At 45.2% G+C, this 18,173-nt stretch carries 14 protein-coding genes; 3 read left to right on the top strand and 11 right to left on the bottom strand.

Annotated features, from left to right (window positions below; all coding sequences use genetic code 11):
* Positions 1 to 186: 186 nt before the first annotated feature.
* From MSA64_RS08955 to MSA64_RS08920, 8 genes are all read right to left on the bottom strand, one after another.
* Positions 187 to 1,062: an ABC transporter permease gene (locus MSA64_RS08955; protein WP_287891376.1), complete on the bottom strand. Its 876-nt coding sequence runs from the start codon at positions 1,060 to 1,062 to the stop codon at positions 187 to 189.
* Positions 1,059 to 1,997: an ABC transporter ATP-binding protein gene (locus tag MSA64_RS08950; RefSeq protein WP_106492237.1), complete on the bottom strand. Its 939-nt coding sequence runs from the start codon at positions 1,995 to 1,997 to the stop codon at positions 1,059 to 1,061. Before MSA64_RS08950 ends, MSA64_RS08955 begins: the two co-directional genes overlap by 4 nt.
* Positions 1,990 to 4,155 (bottom strand): hypothetical protein, encoded by a 2,166-nt coding sequence (locus MSA64_RS08945; protein ID WP_287891375.1) that lies wholly within the window; start codon positions 4,153 to 4,155, stop codon positions 1,990 to 1,992. Before MSA64_RS08945 ends, MSA64_RS08950 begins: the two co-directional genes overlap by 8 nt.
* Positions 4,152 to 5,273, bottom strand: coding sequence for a sensor histidine kinase (locus MSA64_RS08940; RefSeq protein WP_205839943.1), 1,122 nt, complete (start codon positions 5,271 to 5,273; stop codon positions 4,152 to 4,154). Before MSA64_RS08940 ends, MSA64_RS08945 begins: the two co-directional genes overlap by 4 nt.
* Positions 5,263 to 5,967 carry a response regulator transcription factor gene (locus MSA64_RS08935; RefSeq protein ID WP_215637457.1) on the bottom strand — a complete coding sequence of 235 codons (705 nt, stop codon included), beginning with the start codon at positions 5,965 to 5,967 and terminating at the stop codon, positions 5,263 to 5,265. Before MSA64_RS08935 ends, MSA64_RS08940 begins: the two co-directional genes overlap by 11 nt.
* Positions 5,968 to 6,609: 642 nt before the next feature.
* On the bottom strand, positions 6,610 to 7,908 hold the full coding sequence (locus MSA64_RS08930; protein WP_154432398.1) for an ATP-binding protein: 1,299 nt from the start codon (positions 7,906 to 7,908) through the stop codon (positions 6,610 to 6,612).
* Positions 7,909 to 7,996: 88 nt separating this feature from the next.
* Positions 7,997 to 9,139: a prephenate dehydratase gene (gene pheA / locus MSA64_RS08925; RefSeq protein ID WP_117523350.1), complete on the bottom strand. Its 1,143-nt coding sequence runs from the start codon at positions 9,137 to 9,139 to the stop codon at positions 7,997 to 7,999.
* A gap of 11 nt (positions 9,140 to 9,150) precedes the next feature.
* Positions 9,151 to 10,440 carry a bifunctional folylpolyglutamate synthase/dihydrofolate synthase gene (locus tag MSA64_RS08920; RefSeq protein ID WP_215637458.1) on the bottom strand — a complete coding sequence of 430 codons (1,290 nt, stop codon included), beginning with the start codon at positions 10,438 to 10,440 and terminating at the stop codon, positions 9,151 to 9,153.
* A gap of 202 nt (positions 10,441 to 10,642) precedes the next feature.
* On the opposite strand from MSA64_RS08920, the gene pyrB reads away from it, so the two are divergent.
* From pyrB to MSA64_RS08905, 3 genes are read left to right on the top strand one after another with little or no spacing between them, the layout of a single operon-like run.
* Positions 10,643 to 11,563, top strand: a complete 921-nt coding sequence (gene pyrB / locus MSA64_RS08915; RefSeq protein ID WP_154432416.1) for an aspartate carbamoyltransferase — start codon at positions 10,643 to 10,645, stop codon at positions 11,561 to 11,563.
* The gene (locus tag MSA64_RS08910; RefSeq protein WP_022173013.1) at positions 11,557 to 11,994 is read left to right on the top strand and encodes an aspartate carbamoyltransferase regulatory subunit; all 438 of its coding nucleotides are present in this window, start codon (positions 11,557 to 11,559) and stop codon (positions 11,992 to 11,994) included. The genes pyrB and MSA64_RS08910 overlap by 7 nt, the downstream gene beginning before the upstream one ends.
* 20 nt (positions 11,995 to 12,014) lie before the next feature.
* Entirely contained in the window at positions 12,015 to 12,821 is an 807-nt protein-coding gene (locus MSA64_RS08905) for an AraC family transcriptional regulator (protein WP_277663452.1), read from the top strand.
* Between the two features lie 133 nt (positions 12,822 to 12,954).
* Here MSA64_RS08905 and larB read toward each other — a convergent pair whose 3' ends face one another.
* The 3 genes from larB to MSA64_RS08890 all read right to left on the bottom strand — a co-directional run bounded on the left by larB (position 12,955) and on the right by MSA64_RS08890 (position 17,794).
* Positions 12,955 to 13,707: a nickel pincer cofactor biosynthesis protein LarB gene (larB, locus tag MSA64_RS08900; protein ID WP_117523589.1), complete on the bottom strand. Its 753-nt coding sequence runs from the start codon at positions 13,705 to 13,707 to the stop codon at positions 12,955 to 12,957.
* 65 nt (positions 13,708 to 13,772) lie between these two features.
* Complete coding sequence (gene lon / locus MSA64_RS08895) at positions 13,773 to 16,034, bottom strand: endopeptidase La (RefSeq protein ID WP_154432401.1); 2,262 nt, start codon at positions 16,032 to 16,034, stop codon at positions 13,773 to 13,775.
* A 251-nt stretch (positions 16,035 to 16,285) separates the two neighbouring features.
* Positions 16,286 to 17,794 (bottom strand): C40 family peptidase, encoded by a 1,509-nt coding sequence (locus MSA64_RS08890; RefSeq protein ID WP_277663450.1) that lies wholly within the window; start codon positions 17,792 to 17,794, stop codon positions 16,286 to 16,288.
* Positions 17,795 to 18,173: the final 379 nt, after the last annotated feature.

The following is an 18,173-nucleotide window of genomic DNA, read 5'->3' as shown; positions in this document are numbered from 1 at the left end:
TTTACGCGAGCAACGAGTCAAAGTCCGTGCTTGCACGGAACCTTGATGAGTGCCGCGATAACGATAAAAACTCGCAAAGCGTGTTTTTATCGTTTAAATGCATTTTTGCTCGTAACTGTGAAGTTACTGAACAGTTACAATTTATGAACAAAATGTATGCGATCACCATATATTCGCATGGTTTCTTCATTTCCGCATCGGGTGAATATGCCGTCCTGCAGCGATCAAGAGAAGAGCGGAACAGCCCAGTTGTACCAGAATCGACAGTTCTACCATATGTTCCACCCCAAAGGAATGGCTGTAATCTCCAAAATGGCCACACAGCCGTACCAGTCCGTAGGCGTTGGTTGTCTGCTGTCCGATCAGTCCATAAAGTGTGACTGCCGGATTGAAATACAGAAGATAAACCAGCCCGCCAAGCCGGATGCCTGTAAAGTCTTCCCGGTACATTCCCCGCATCTGCTGAATATAGCCGATTCCAAACAGGATACCCACCGTTCCGAGCACCAGAAGTACCACCGTCACATAACTTAAAATCACCGCAACCGTAGTTTTTCGCATGATCGCCGAATAAAAGATACCGATACTTCCTATAAATATACCGGTGATGACAAGACTCAGGATCAGCTGGAACAGATTTACCAGAGTAATTCCTCCATAGATCAGCACCAGTCCTATTACAGGAAGTGTCGAAAAGGAAATCAGGAAAATCAGGCAGAGAGAAGATTCCAGTTTTCCCAGAATAATTTTCCAGGGACTCAGATGAGTAGTGAGAAGCAGATCCAGGGTCTTCCTCTCACGTTCCCCCGCAATGGAACCTCCTGCCAGTCCCGGGATCAGTATACAGATGGCAAGGAACAGACCATATCCCATCAGGACATAACACTGGATCGGAAAACGGTACTGCAGGATCGTCATATAATTTTCTCTTCCGCTCAATCCCATCTGTGCGATCAGGGCAAACAATGCCAGAACCAGATTCACGCCAAGAATAATCCAGGCACATTTCATATTTCTTGTGTAACGTTTCATTTCATTTTCCAGAACCGGATTCTTCCTCATACTGTTGTTCCTCCCTGTACCGGATCTGTAAGATGGAAAAATACAGATTCCAGATTATTGTGTTCTCTGCGAAAAGAAGTTACCAGCACCTTTTGCTCCACCAGTTGTCTCAGAAGCTGCGCCTCTTCTTCCCTGCTTCCGGTAAAAAGAATGGAAATCATATTTTTATCGATTGCTATTCTGGATACCAGTGGGTGCCGGTTCAGCAGGTGAACGGCAGTCTCCAGATTCTGATATACCTCGATCAGGATCGGATTAGAACTGTCGATAGATGTCATGATTTCATCGATGGGGCCTTCCAGTACCATTTTCCCCTGATGGATAACTCCGATATTGCTGCACATATCTGCCAGATCAGACAGAATATGTGAACTGATCAGCACCGTATATCCCTCTTCACACAGACTCCGCAAAACTTCTTTAAAGATCCTCCTTGCACCCGGATCCAGTCCGGATGCCGGCTCATCCATCACCAGAAGCTGTGGCCGGTGAATCATGGCACGGGCAAGACAGAGCCTCTGCTGCATCCCTCTGGATAATTCATCTACCATACGGTCTTCAATATGAAAGAGCTGTACCCGTTCCAGTACCTCCGAAGCCCTTAAGCGTCCCTCTTTTTCATCGATTCCATAGGCAGCCGAATAAAATTCCAGATATTCCATCACCGTCAGATTATCATAGACACCGAAAAAATCCGGCACATAGCCAATCTTGCTTTTTAAGACGCGTGTCTCCTTTTCTGCCCGGATACCATCGATCCACACTTTTCCTGAAGTCGGCCGCAGTAATCCGGATATGATTCGGATCGTAGTCGTTTTTCCGGCACCGTTTGGTCCTACAAATCCATACAGCTGTCCATGTCCGATTTCCATATTCAGTCCGTCCAACGCCGTTACGTGAGGATACCTTCTGGTCAGACTTTCAATCTTAAGCATCCGGGTTCACCACCTTTCCTGTGATCTGCAGACAGGGAAGTGTACAGTTTTTATCCGTCACATCCATGTCGTCCGCCACCTGATAGCGAACCCGCAACGTCCCATCTGGCGACAGATATTTTTCCAGTTCCGTCCTGTCAAACACTTTTTCCCATTTCGAAATCGTCTCATATTCTCCACTGGACCAGCAATAAAAAGCAACCTGCCCACGAAATGATTCAAAATATTTCGGATCATCATATTCCGGTTTAAAGAATTTTATTCCTGTAATTTCTCCCAGTCCGAAAAGATCATAGTCAAGGACTGCATCCTGTCCGTACATCAGATTCGTTCCTGCGGTCGCACTTCCACTTTTCACAGAAGCCAGCACTTCTCCGTTCGGACAGAATATGGTTCCCTCTTCCTTTTGCCAGCTGATATCCACCGGCATATAAAACTGCGTGATTCCGTCTACTTCATAACCGGAATTCATCTCAAAAGAAGTATCACTGTTGGAAATCGTTCCGAGGAGGCAGACACCTTCGATTTCTTTCCTTTGTGCATCCCATATCTGCTCCGTCACGGCGTTCACCGCATAATCCGGATACTCTGTATCTTTCAGATCCAGATATTTTCTCAGAATCTTTTCCAGGCCTCCATTTCCATAGGAATGGATTTTTTCGGAAAAAGTACCTTCTTCTCCCGGTTCCAGATCTCCCAGAAATACGATACGGTTCGTGAGTACAAGAATCGCATTCTCGATTCTGTATCCTGTAGGGTTCTTCCATCTGCCTTCGATATGCTCATTGTCCCCGGATGCATGGATCTGTATTTCTTCTTCCGGTGATACTGCATGATCCCTGTTCAAAAAGAATGCATTGCCTGCAAACACCGGCAGCCTGCTGAATGTCAGTTTGTAACAGTCTTCTTTTTCATAGATTTCCACTTTATCCGTGATATTTGTATTGACATTTTCTGCACTGTATCCGCTTTCTGAAGGCATTGTCAGATGATAACTTTTATCCAGATACAGCTGATATGTATTGTTATATGGCGCCTGCACACCCAGCTGCAGCGTTTCTCCCCAGATATGATCCTGCTGGGTATACATCCGTCTCATGGTAAGAACCGGGGCAGTCAGTCTGGTGCCGGTTCCCAGCAAAGCTACAATACCAAGGAAAAGAACAGAAAGCATTGTAACTCCTGACCAGAAATATTTTCTTTTTCCCTGTTTTTTCAGGATCAGGTACAGTCCCGGTCCTGCCAGACAGGCATAAAAAAGAATCAGTATAAAATATTTGATCAGACCGGGGCGTTTTCGTACCGGAATCTGACTGGTGTCATAGCCGGTATATACAACATAGCCCCATTTTTCACTGAGCCTGTCAAAAAATGTTGGTCGTGATTCTCCATTCAGAAAATTCTCAAATACTTCAAAAAAATCCTGCCCGTCTTCAACAGTAAGCAAGATACCTCCTTCCTGCTGCCAGCGATGGAGTGTCACCCACTGTTCTCCGGAAATCGCAGCCTCCGGTCCGATCAGCAGTGCATCCAGTTGACCCAGATCTTTCCAGCTGTCCGGAATCTCCGATGCATCCATCTGATAAACAGACACAAAAATATCACCCATGCCTTCGGTAGTTTCCGCAGAAATCTGTATCCCGTCAAGCTGTTGCACGTCTTCCGGCTGTGCTCCTATAACTCCGATCAGTGCAATGTCCTGGTTTGCAGAAAAGTTCTTACTCAGTGATGCTGTCTGTACTGTTCGGGACCCATCTTTCAGATACGCCTGTACTGTACCATTAGCCCATGGAAAGGTCAGATAAAACGTTTCCTGCCGTGTTTCCCCTGCAGCGAGTGCTATATTTTTCTTCCATACGCACACTTTGCTTCTGGTATAGTCCATATCATTGCCGATCATCGTCAGACTCTCTCCCAGATCAGATTCCTGATTGCCGGCAACCGGCACTTCCATCTCCAGCTGTCCTTCAAACGCTTCCCCATGATTTGTCAGTGTTGCCGTAACCGGCAGGCAGGCAGCACTGTTTCCCGCCTTGCCGTTAAATCCCCAGTTTAATGTTATCTCAATGCCGTTCTCCGGCTCATCTTCTGCCCATACCAGGCAGGGCAGCAGCAAGATCAGCAGTACCAGTACTATTCCCCGGATATGTTTTCTCATGTCTGTCTCTCCTTTTTCTGTTGCAACGGAAGCCATACAGAAAATACCGTTCCGTCAAGATCACTTTTCACCTGTACGTCTCCGCCATGAAGCACTGCGATCTGATGAACGATAGCCAGTCCAAGACCGGTTCCTCCCGTATTCTGTGAACGCGACTGTTCCACCCGGTAAAACTTCTGAAATAACTTTTCCAGGTCTTCTTTCGGGATCACATACCCATAGTTGATCACCTGTACCAGAACATGTTCATGTACCACTTTTGCTGCCACACGGATGATTTTTCCGTCTTTTCCATATTTGACCGCATTATTCAGAAGATTTTCAAAAAGGCGTGCCAGCAGATTGCCGTCCCCCTCCATGGGAATTCCATGTTCCACGCAGCTGAACTGGGCTTCCAGACCGTTTTTTTCAAAACTTGGCCACGCTTCATCCAACAGCTGTTCCAGTAGTTTCTGCAGATCCAGTTGTTCCAGATGCAGACTCATCTCCTTATGTTCCATCTTCACAAAGCCAAAAAGTTCGTTCGTCAGCTGTTCCAGATGCAATGCTTTCCGGTACGCAATATCAAGGTACTGTTGTCTGGTCTGTTCATCCAGATCAGGTCTGCTCTTCACCCAGTCCAGATAACCGATCACCGATGTCAGCGGTGTACGCAGATCGTGAGCCACACTTGTCACCAGATCATTTTTGGTACGTTCCGATTCCCGTTCCCTCTCCATCAGATCCTTTACATGGCGTTCCATCTGGTTCATATACCTGGCAATTTCTCCGAATTCGTCCAGATTCTCTACGGGAATCTCCTGATCCAGATTTCCGTTTGCAATATCTCGCATGGCACGTTCCAACATCCGCACATAACTCATATATTTGTGGAGCAGGGCGTAAAAAGTAAACAAAAAAGTAAGTGCTCCGCAAACCCCGAGAATCATCAGGCGATAACCGGGATACAGCCCGTCCGGCCCCAGCATGGCACTTCGATATCCCATATAACGCAGCTTTCCTGCCACTTTGTAGATCAGAAACGCCATCACAACTTCCGCGATTCCGGTAGCTGCCAGGCTGATGATCGTATACCATGCGATTCTTCCTTCGAATGTCTGAATCCATCTACTGCTCAATTTTATATCCAACCCCCCAGACTGTCGTAATGATCTTATCGGTTCTGGTATCATCCTTCATCTTGCCACGAAGCCGACGGATATGTACCATAACGGTATTATTGGCCTCATATACCTTCTCATTCCATACTTTTTCAAAAATCTCATCCGTACTGAATACCCGACCCGGATGAGAAGCCAGAAGATACAGAATGTCAAATTCGATTGGCGTAAGCTTAATACTCTCTCCATCCACAAATACCTGATGTGTTTCCTTGATAATAGTCACATGATTCAGACGGATCGTGCTGTCCTCAGCCTCTTTCTTTTCATTCGCCGGATTCAGATCCCGGTAACGCCGAAGCTGTGACTTCACTCTTGCCATCAGCTCCAGAGGGTTGAAGGGTTTTGTCACATAATCATCCGCCCCCGTCGTAAGCCCCACGATCTTATCTAACTCCTGTGTCTTTGCGCTAACCATGATAATCGGCACGTTATGCTTCTCCCGTATCTTCCTGCACATCTCAAGCCCATCCATCTTCGGCATCATAATATCCAGCAACACCAGATCAATCTTCTCACGTTCCATAATCGCAAGTCCCTCAAGAGCATCCCCACTCTTAATTACCTGATACCCGTCACTGATCAGATACAGTTCCAGCAGATCCGCAATTTCCTGCTCATCATCCACAACTAAAATTCTGGTTTCTTCCATCTTATATTTCCTCCATGTCCCCTTATGTATTTCTCAGAATCTAACTTTAAAATGTAACTCTTCCACAGTTCATCTCACAGGCTCTCTCCTGCCAGACAGTTACTTCCGACTCCTTTTTTCTGTACTCCATCGGGCATTCGTTCACCCATTCCCCTACAGTGTACCACCATCCCCTCACCAAAGTCCTTACCAAAAACTTAAAATCTCACAAACCTTTCCCAGACAGAACCACCAAACTCCGTCCCCCACCGGCAAGTACCACTGCCAAGAATCAGTTTCTGCCAACGTGATAAAATACGCTTCGCGAATTTTACTCATTATCGCGGCAGTCGCCAAGTTCTCGTGCAAGCACGGACTTTGGTTCATCACTTGCGTCAAACAAAAACGGAACACTGGATTATTTTAATATGCACTACAACAAACAGCGGCTGACCTGTGATTCCTTGGGTGAACAACACTTTGTGGGCGCTTAGGGCAAGCTTTGAAATCCGACACTTACGGAGACTTTCGCTTGGGTCAGCTGACCCAAGTGAATATAGTCGCAGTTAGTGGCTAGTTCAAAGTTGCCCTGCCCACGTTGTTCACCCAGGGAATCACAGGTCAGCCGCGTCCCCTTAGTCAAAACCTATATCTGTATTTTATTTACTTATTTTTATTCTTGCCGCAAAGATAATCAATAAACTGCTGTGCCGTCCTACCCGACAGTCCACCATGCTGCAATTCCCACTTATTGGCCTCAAGCAGAAGTTCCTCCTCCGGCATCTCCACCTGATGTCTTTCTGCAAGCGTCTTCACGATATTCTGGAACTGCTTTTTATCCGGCGCGCAGAAGAAAATCGACACACCAAATCTTGCAACCAGAGACAGTTTCTCCTGAACAGTATCGGAAGAATGCAGATCATCTCTTCTCTCTTCTTTATCCGAGAATTTCTCCCGAACCAGATGTCTTCGATTAGAGGTCGCATAGATCAGAATATTATCCGGTTTTTTCTCCAGACCACCCTCGATCACAGCCTTCAGATACTTATATTCGATTTCAAATTCTTCGAAAGACAGATCATCCATATAGATAATAAACTTGTAATTCCGATTTTTCACCTGTGCGATAATATCATTCAGATCCTTGAACTGGTGTTTGTACGCCTCTATAATACGAAGTCCCTGATCATAATACTGATTCAGGATACCCTTGATGCTTGAAGATTTTCCTGTACCGGCATCACCAAACAGCAGGCAGTTATTGGCCGGCCGCCCCTGTACAAATGCTTCTGTATTATCGATCAGTTTTTTCTTGGCAATCTCATAGCCGACCAGGTCGTCCAGATGCACATGGGCAATATTGGTAATCGGCACGATCCGGGCAGGAGTCACCGTTCCGTCGATACGGAATGCCTTGTGAAGTCCCAGTTTACCAACACCGAATTCTTTATAAAACTGTACCATATCATCCATGAATTCTTCCGTGGACTCTGCTTTTGCCAGTTTCTGCGCCAGTGTACAGATACGGTCACGGATCCGTTTATTAAAGACCTTGCTGCCTTCATTGATATTCTGATAATCGGTGATCAGACTGCTGTCCACCGACGGATAAATCTTCTCCAGTTCTTTCAGATCAAAATCATACAACTGTTTAAAGATTTCAAAATCATGCATCGCGAATGCATTAATAGTGCCTTCCACCGGACCTACGATCTCACAGGCCGTACTGAACGCATTTTCATGATTGACCAGCAGATAGGTCAGATAATCATGCCACAGGTTTCCCGCAAACCCGTAGGTTCCTGCCATCTCTACCAGCTGATGAATACATGCAAAATACTCCCCGTCCTTTCCGTAGAGTACCTTCGGATGAGAGATATCTTCCATCAGCATGGTCATCTTCTCCAGCAATTCTCCCTGTTCAAAATCACGATATAAAATGCATTCTCTTATTCCTGTCATTGTTCTTACCTGTCTTTCTTACTTCTCAATATGTAATTACTTATTCCGGCCGTTCCCTGTCTTCGCAGCCGGACAGTTTCATGTATCATTAATAATTTCCAAGAATCCGCAGATTGTTCACCTCTCTGGAAATACCATACAGCGCATTCTTCACACCGCTGTCACTCAGATTCCCTTCAAAGTCAACAAAAAAACGATATTCCCACTTTTTCTCCGGAATCGGACGGGACTCGATCTTTGTCATATTCAGATCATTATAGATAAAATGGGACAGTGTGTTATACAGACTTCCACTCTCATGTGGAATCTCAAAACATACACTGATTTTTCCTGCTTCTTCCTGATAAATCTCTTCTTTGGATACGATAATAAACCGTGTGGAATTCTGCCGACTGGAGAATACATGCGGTTTTAAAATCTGAAGTCCGAAACACTGTGCCGCATATGGGCTGGCAATTGCCGCCTGAGTCAGATCTCCGTCTTCTTTTACTTTCTTTGCTGCCATTGCGGTGTTCAGATACTCTTCCGCTTTCCATTCCGGATGCTGCTCCAGAAACTTTCTGCACTGAGACAGTGCCTGCGGATGAGAATACACGGTCTTGATATCTTCCAGTGTGGCATTTTTCAGACCCATCAGAGCATGATCCACCTGAATGATCTGTTCACCCACGATGCTGTGATGGTATTCCACCAGAAGATCATAAATATCAGCAACGATACCGGCAGTAGAATTCTCGATTGGCAGTACCGCGTAATCCGCATCTCCGTTTTTGATCGCTTCCATGGCATCCCGCCAGGTTTCCACATTGTAATTTTCAATGGATTCTCCGAAAAAGCTATGCATCGCAGTAAAACTGTATGCTCCTTCGACACCCTGAAATACTACTTTGGCCTTCTGCATCGGCAAAGAAGAAACTTTCCGGAACGGAATCTTTTCTGCTTTGCCTTTTTCTGCCAGTATCCGGTACTGCAGTTTCCGGCTCATCGCCATCATCTGCCGGAACAGCTCGTAGACACCTACACGGTTAAAGGAGTTGGATGCATACTTTTCCAGTGTATTCAGTTTTTCTTTTTCCCGCTGTGGATCCAGTACTGCTTTATTGTTGGAAATCTTATATTCCGCCACCTCTGCACTCAGCTGCATCCGTTTTTCAAAAAGTTCTACGATTTCTTTATCAATACCATCAATCTGATCTCTGATCTCGAGTAAATCCAATACTTTATTATCCATTTTTTCTTTTCCTATTCCAAATTTTCACTTAATTTCGTCAGATCACCGATAAAAGACAGCGAACCGAATGCCACGATCACATCTTCTTTTCCGGCCAGCTTCATGCCAAGCTGCAGGGCTTCCTCCAGAGAATCTGCCACATATACCTGTTTCGGTGTCTTATATCTGCAAAGAACCTCTCCCAGCTCTTTGGCGGGAAGTGCCCGGGGATTATCCGGGGTTTCCATCGCAATGATCTCCCTTGCCATCGGTGCCATTCTTTCTGCAATGGTTTCATACTGTTTGTCCCGAAAAACTCCCATCAGGAAAACAAATTCCCTGTTCGGAAAATACATTCTTAAAGATTCCTGCAGTTTTCTGGCCGCATCCGGATTATGTGCACCATCTACTACCAGATAAGGGTCTTTTTTCAGAATGGTAAATCGACCATTCCATCGTGCTTTTTCCATACCACTTCGGATCTGCTCCCCGGAAATCTGATACCCTGTATCCTGCAGAGCCCGAATACCTGCCAGTGCAAGCACTGCATTTTCCAGCTGATGTGAACCGGCCAGATGAATGGTATAGGTCTCTTTCTGATAGCGGAATACCATGTGGTCAAGATCTGCTGTTACAAGCTCTGCTTCTGTTTTATCCCCAACATACAGCGGGCATCCCAGCTTCTTACTTTCCCGTTCGATGACATCCATCGCCTCTTTTTCCTGTCTGCAGGTGACAACACGGCTGCCGGGTTTGATAATACCGGCTTTCTGACCGGCGATTTCTCCCAGCGTATTCCCCAGATACTCCATATGATCCATACTGATGGATGTGATCACCGCCAGTTTTGTATTTCTGATCACATTCGTTGCATCTGTCTTTCCGCCCATGCCACACTCCAGCAGGACAAAATCACAGTTCTTTTCCTTATAATATAGAAAAGAAATGGCAGTCTCAATCTCAAAAGGAGACGGCAGCGGCTTATGCTCTTCTTCCAGTTCCCCGATAGCTTTCACCACAGGATCCATCAGTCGCCCGAAAGCTTCTTCTTCGATATATACTCCGTTGATCTGGATCCTTTCCCGGTATTCATACAGTGTGGGGGAGATAAATCTGCCGATCCGGTAACCTGCTTCCTGAAGGACTGCTGCCAGATACGCACCAACGCTGCCTTTCCCATTGGTTCCGGCGATATGGATAAACTGCAGAGTTTCCTGTGGATTCCCCAGTTTTTCCAGCAGGCAGGTTATTGCTTCCAGTCCCATTTCACCGCCGAACCGATGACTTTCATCTATATATGTTCTTGCTTTTATATAATCCATAAAATATGGAACCTCCTATTGCGAGTAAACTGTTGTTATTATAGTACAAACGACACCATTTGACAAGGAACAGTTATTCCTGAAAATCCGACAAAATCCTTTATTTTTCTCTTGCAATCCAAAAGTATTTATTATATGATGTTAGGCAGAGTAAAAATCGATGGTACTCTTTATAGTTTTATAACATACAAGGAGGTATATGATGAGACATCTGATGAGTCCTCTGGATTTCTCCGTTGAGGAGCTTGAGCATCTGCTGGATCTGGCAAATGACATTGAACAAAACCCTGAAAAATACGCACACGCCTGTGATGGTAAAAAGATTGCTACTTTGTTCTATGAACCAAGTACCCGTACTCGTCTCAGTTTCGAAGCTGCCATGATGAATCTTGGCGGAAAAGCTCTTGGTTTTTCTTCCGCCGATTCCAGTTCCGCTTCCAAAGGTGAAAGCGTTTCTGATACCATTCGCGTTGTTTCCTGTTTTGCAGACATCTGTGCCATGCGTCATCCAAAAGAGGGTGCCCCGCTGGTTGCTTCTTTGGCTTCTAAAATTCCCGTGATCAATGCCGGTGACGGCGGACATCAACATCCTACTCAGACATTAACTGATTTATTAACGATTCGTTCTCTTAAGGGACGGCTGGATAACATTACGATCGGTCTTTGCGGCGATCTGAAGTTTGGACGTACCGTACACTCTCTGATCGAAGCTCTGGTTCGTTATCCAAATGTAAAATTCGTCCTGATCTCTCCGGAAGAACTCTGTATCCCGGACTATATCCGTGAAGATGTGCTGAAAGCCAGTGGTCATGAGTTTGAGGAAGTAACCCGTCTCGAAGACGCACTGCCAAAACTGGATGTCCTTTACATGACACGTGTACAGAAAGAACGTTTCTTCAATGAAGATGATTATGTTCGTATGAAAGACTTCTATATTCTGGACAAGGAAAAAATGAAACTTGCCGGACCGGATATGCTGGTTCTGCATCCACTGCCTCGTGTCAATGAAATCTCCACAGAAGTAGATTCTGACCCAAGAGCTGCATATTTTAAACAGGTACAGTACGGCGTCTATGTCCGTATGGCACTGATCCTGACTTTACTGGAGGTAAAAGTATGTTAAATGTAGGACGTATCGAAGAGGGATTTGTTCTGGACCACATCAAAGCCGGCAAATCCATGACAATTTATCATGATCTGAAACTTGACAAGCTGGACTGCTGTGTTGCCATCATCAAAAACGCCCGCAGCAACAAAATGGGAAAAAAAGATATCATCAAAGTAGAATGCAGCGTAGATATGCTGGATCTTGATATTCTCGGATTTATCGATCACAACATCACTGTGAACGTGATCCAGAACGGCAAGATTACCTCAAAGAAAGAACTGCATCTTCCGTCTCAGGTAGTCAACGTAATCCGTTGCAAAAACCCTCGCTGTATCACTTCTATCGAACAGGAACTGGATCAGGTATTTATCCTGACCGATCCGGGAAAAGAAGTATACCGTTGTAAATACTGTGAAGAAAAATACAGAGGACACCGTAATAAATAAAAATGAGGACCGTGATGACTGTGGAACATTCAAACACAGAGAATACTACTGCACTTCGTATCTATTATTGCGGAAGGGAGCAATGTGCTCCCGGACACTTTTGGGGGCCGGCTATCCGCCCCCATTATTTGCTTCACGTTGTTTTGCATGGAAAAGGGGAATTCTTCTATCAGGAGAAAAAGTATGAGCTTTCTGCCGGCGATGCCTTTTTAATCGAACCGATGCAGACCCATTATTATCAGGCAGACAAAGAAGAGCCCTGGGAATATGCTTGGGTTGGATTCGACGGAAGCTGCGTGGAAGAGGTTCTCTCCTCCACAATTTTCCAATCTTCCCCTGTCTTTACCACGGACTCTGCTCTGTGTATTCAGCCCATGATCCGGCTGAATGCCCTGTTTTTTGCTCCCGAAAAGAATCCATTGGGACTGGCATCTGCTTTTCTCCGGCTGCTCTCCTGTATGACCCGTCTGGACACTTCCGGTCGAAATGATCACAATGAACAGTATTATCAGCAGGCACTGGAATATATCAGCAATAATTACTCCTATAATCTTAAGATTCAGGATATAGCAGATTATATCGGCGTGGACAGAACTTATCTTTACAAAATTTTTATGCGGGAAGCGCAGATTTCTCCGAAACAGTATCTCCTTCAATACCGGATCCGTGCGGCAGCAAAACTTTTACAGACACAAAATTATAACGTGACAGAGATTGCTTATTCCTGTGGCTTCCGTGATTCTGCTGCTTTCTGCTATCATTTTCGACAGCAGATCGGCATGACACCAAGACAGTACCGGGAAAAGATACGAAGTGGTACTTATTAAGCAAGTATCAATCCGGATCCGCTTGTTGTTCGCGTAAAAAGATGAAAGGAATCGGGAGTCAGAATAATCTGACTCTCGATTCCTTTCATCTTTTCTTTTATCCTATTCTTTTATCATAGCTGTGTGGTCTATTCTATTTTTCTTTCACACCCATTCGGTTAATCTGTGTAGCAATATAACCGGCACCATATCCATTGTCGATATTTACCGTAGCAATCCCGTTGGCGCAGGAATTGATCATCGTGAGCAGCGCGGATATTCCATTCATACTGGCACCATATCCCACGGAAGTAGGTACGGCGATCACCGGTTTATTCACCAGACCACCCAGCACGCTTGCCAGTGCGCCTTCCATCCCTGCCACTGCGACTACGCAGTTTGCATCCTGGATCGCATCCAGCCTTGCAAAAAGACGATGGATACCGGCCACACCCACATCATAGATCCGTTCTACTTTTGCTCCGAAATATTCTGCCGTCTGTGCGGCTTCTTCCGCTACCGGGATATCAGCTGTTCCCGCTGTACATACAGCAATCAGGCCGACACCCTCTTTCTTTTCTTTATTCTCTATTTTCAGGATATGCGAGATCGGATCGTACTGGATCTGCGGATAAATTTCTTTCAGCATCTGGTACTGATGCTCGGATGCTCTGGTTCCAAATACCTCTCCATTCGCTTCATATAACCGTTTTACGATTGGCACCAGATGTGCATCTGCCTTTCCACTGCAAAAGATCACTTCCGGAAAACCGGAACGGATCTGTCGGTGCATATCCAGTTTGGCATATCCCATCTCATCAAAAGGAGCTTTCCGAAAATAGTGTTCTGCTTCTTCAACAGAAATCTCACCCTGTTTTACTTTTTCCAATACTTCTCTCATATCCATCTCTTTGTTCACCTTGTTTTCCTGCTCAATCTTCCTTTGTGATACGTTCTGTTTCCCCTGTTTATTCAGGCAAACACCAGTCTCATGACCTGGTCTACTGTTTCTACCGGGACGATCTCCAGTTTTTCTTTCACTTCTTCTGCTACTTCTTCCAGATCTCTCTCATTTTCTGCGGGAATAAATACTTTTTTGATACCTGCCCGCTGAGCTGCCATCAGTTTTTCAGGAAGACCACCGATTGGCATCACACCACCCCGCAAAGATACCTCACCGGTCATGGCATATTCCGGATTCACCGGTGTATCTGTCACCAGCGAAGTCAGTGCCGTCACCAGTGTGATACCTGCGGAAGGACCGTCTTTTGGAACTGCACCGGACGGGACGTGGATATGCAGATCATTTTCTTTAAATAAATCGGCTTTGTCCGGATGACGTTTTTTCACCAGTGTGATCGCAATCTGTGCTGATTCTTTCATCACATCTCCCAGCTGTCCGGTGATCGTGATTTTTCCGGAACCTTTGGTAAAAGAAGTCTCGATAAACAGAATCTCTCCACCGGCGCTTGTCCATGCAAGTCCGGTCATCACACCCGGCTGTGGATGTTTCAGGATCGTATCATGGATGATCCCCGATCCCAGGAATTCCTGTACCCGTTTTTCATTGACAGTAATATTTTTTTGCTCTCCCCGGACCAGTTTGACCGCAGCATTCCTGCAGATCACATCCACCTGCTTCTTTAATCCGCGCACACCTGACTCTGCGGTATATTCCGCAATTATTTTCTCCAGGGCACCATCCGTAACCTTCAGGTTCTGTGCCTTGATTCCCATCGCTTTCATCGCTTTCGGAAGCAGATGTCTTCTTGCGATATGAAACTTCTCCAGTGGTGTATATCCCGGAAACTGAATCACTTCCATACGATTTAACAGCGGTTCCGGAATCGTATCCGTACTGTTTGCCGTACATACAAAAAATACATTTGACAGATCATAGGGCACATTCATATAGTGATCTGTAAAGCTGTAGTTCTGTTCCGGATCCAGCACTTCCAGAAGGGCACTTGCCGGATCTCCGCCGTAATCTTTTGCCAGTTTATCCACTTCGTCCAGCACCATAACAGGATTCTGAGCCTTACTTCGTTTCATACCTTCCATAATCCGGCCAGGCATTGCACCTACGTACGTTCTTCTGTGACCACGGATCTCTGCCTCATCCCGGATGCCTCCAAGGCTGATTCTTACATATTCCCGGTGCAGTGCCCTTGCGATACTCTGACCGATACTGGTTTTACCGGTACCCGGAGCACCCACAAACAGCAAAATAGAACCGGACTGTTTTTTATTCAGTGCCATCACAGCAAGCTGTTGAATGATACGTTCTTTCACTTTCTTCAGACCGTAATGATCTTCATCCAGAATCTCCTCTGCTTCCTGCAGATTGATCTCCGACTGTTCTTTTGTTTTCCAGGAAAGTGAAGTTACAAAATCCAGGTAGTCATACAGCATACCATATTCATGACTGTCTTTTCCTTCCTGTTTCATCCGGTTCAAAACTTTCTCAGCCTCTTTCCTGGCTTCTTCATTCATGCCGGACTGTGCAATCTTTGTTTCAAATTTACGTACATCCGATATATTCTCCGGATGCATCTCATCCAGCTGCTGTTGCAGCAGTTCGATCTGTTTTTTAATCGCAGATTCCCGGTATGCCTGTTCATGAATCTCTTTCTGTGCTTCTTCAGCTTCTTCGCCTACATGGAATATCTCCATAAATTCATAAACAGCTTCCTCAATTTTTTTGCATCGTTCTCTTCTGGAATCTGTCTCTATGATACCATATTTCTCTTCCCATGTGATATTAAAATAAGAAGAAAGTGCACATCCTATTTCTTCTACATTTTTCCAGTGCAAAATCACCCCACGGGCCCAGACTCCCCATGGGAATCCTTTGACGAAACGAAGGATATCCTGTTTCATCTTTTCAAACAATGCTCTCTCTTCTTCTTTCGGAAAATCATCTACATCCGGAAGAAGCGAAGCATCTGCAGTAATCACACCATCTTTTCCCATCTCAGTATCAGAAATCTGTACCCGTTCTCTCACTTTGACACGTACATTTCCTTCTTCATCTACGCTGTCGATGGTGCCAATCACACCAATGGGATAAAAATCATCCGGTGTCATCTGCTCCTTTTCTTCTTTTTCCATTACAAATAATATATCTTCTCCAACAGATTCTGCTGTTATCTCTCCACTGGGAAACACATCTTTTTTAAAGAAAAATGTCACACCTGGCAGTAACAACAGGTCAGAAATCGGCAATGTAATCATTATGTTTCCTCCTTGTTCTTCTTTTGTTAGCACTCAATCTTTACGAGTGCTGATTTTTCATCTTCTATTCTATCACGTTATTTTGAAAATGCAAGTAAAATACGTAAAAAAAGAAAAGCAACCCGAACCTTGTATTCTGGTCACTTTTCTTCTTTTTGCTGTAATGTATATCAACCCCTAGTACATTGTTTTGCTGATACATTTGCTGTGTTTCTACCTATTATAATAGCAACTCAAAAACTATGTTTTTGTCAGGTGAAGCGGCGAATCGCAAGGATTGTCTTGCAATTTGCACTTCTGTCATGGGTGATACCCCATTTTGTTCCTTTCGCTTCCACGATTCCGCCATTTCCGTCGTAGATAGCCACATGTCCGGAATAACAGATCACATCACCTGCTCTTGCTTCAGATAAACTTGAAACTGCTGTACCAAGGCTTCTCCATCCTGCTGATGTGGTATAACCACCACTGTAAGCACCGGTGTTTTTCAGCACCTGATATACGAAATGAGAGCAATCAATACCATTGGTCAGGGAATTACCACCCCATACGTATGGATTACCGACAAACTGATCTGCATATGCTACGATAGAACTGCCGGATGCCCCACTGCTGTTTACAGGACCGGAACTGCCTGTCGAACTGCTTTTGTCTGAACTGCTGCCGGAACTTGCAGTACTGTTATTGGTGCTTGTACTGCCGGAACTTGCAGTACTGCTGCCTGTTGCTGCATTACTGTTGTTTGTTGTACTGTTGTTTCTGCTGTTTCCACTGCTCTGTGAAGTCGAACTGTTGCCGGAAGAAGTACTTGTCGAGCTAGCCGCTGCTGCCTGCTGACGGCTGGCTTCTTCGGCTGCTGCCTGCTGTCTTGCTGCTTCTTCTGCCGCTGCCTGCTGACGGGCTGCTTCCTCAGCCGCCGCCTGTCTTGCCGCCTCTTCTTCAGCCTGTCGTTTTTCTTCTGCAATCTGATCCAGCTGCGCCTGTTGCTGGCTGATCAAATTACTGATCTCATTTGCCTGCTGCTGGGCTGTTGCAATCTGGGCTTCGTAATCACTGCTGGTTGCTTTCTTTTCATCCATCTGTGCCTGTAAGTCTGCCTGCTGGCTCTGCAGATCTGCCTGCTGGCTTTCCAGGGATGCTTTCTGTGTCTCCAGGTCACTCTTTTGTGTCTCCAGATCCGCTTTCTGATTCTCCAGATCTGCCTTCAGATCGGACACCTGCTGTACCACTTCTTTAAAAGCTTCCAGCTGTTTTCTGTCATAATCGTGCATGTTCTGTGCATATTCCACTTTATTCAGAAGAGACGTGATACTGTCCGCACCGCTTAACATATTCAGCCATGCTTCATTTCCACCATTCTCATATATGTACTGGATACGTTTTTTCATATCCGCATACTGCTTGTCGCGATCTGCCTCTGCATCCTGCAGCTGGCCGGCAGTTGTCTCAATCTCTCCCTCTTTTTCCGTAATATCTGCTTCTTTTTGTGCAATTCCATCTTCTGTACTTGCAATGTCTGTTTTGGTAGCATCAATCTGAATCATCAGATCTACCATATCTGCATCCATAGCATTGATTTCTGACTGGATCTGCTGCTGCTGTTCAGACAAAGAAGCAATGGTATCATTTGTCTGACTTAACTGGCTCTCTGCCTGGGCTTTCTGCTGTCTGATATCTGATTCTGTATCAGCAAAAACCGTAAAAGACTGAGAAACCATCATTACAAGTCCCAAAAACGCACATACTACTCTTTTTTTCATGTAAAACCTCTCTTTTTATTGCCTTTGTTGCTTTGTTTTTTAATGACTTTGTAACAATTTCGTTACTTTTTATATACTACCATGTTCCCGGAGCAAATGCAAGAAGTATGTCTCATAATTCGCAGAATGTTCACAGAATGGCTATTGTTCACTCCATTCCCAGTAACTCGCTTCGCAATGCACAGAATTTTCATCAAAAAAAGAGAACCGGATCTTTTCCCCGGTTCTCTTTTTACTGATTGTAACTGTTCAGTAACTTCACAGTTACGAGCAAAAATGCATTTAAACGATAAAAACACGCTTTGCGAGTTTTTATCGTTATCGCGGCACTCATCAAGGTTCCGTGCAAGCACGGACTTTGACTCGTTGCTCGCGTAAA

It is taken from the genome of Oliverpabstia sp. (assembly GCF_022785585.1).
GTDB classification, from domain to species: Bacteria; Bacillota; Clostridia; order Lachnospirales; family Lachnospiraceae; genus Oliverpabstia; species Oliverpabstia intestinalis.
The sequence above is the reverse complement of the archived record's forward strand: the minus strand, read 5'-3'. Positions and strand labels throughout refer to the sequence as shown.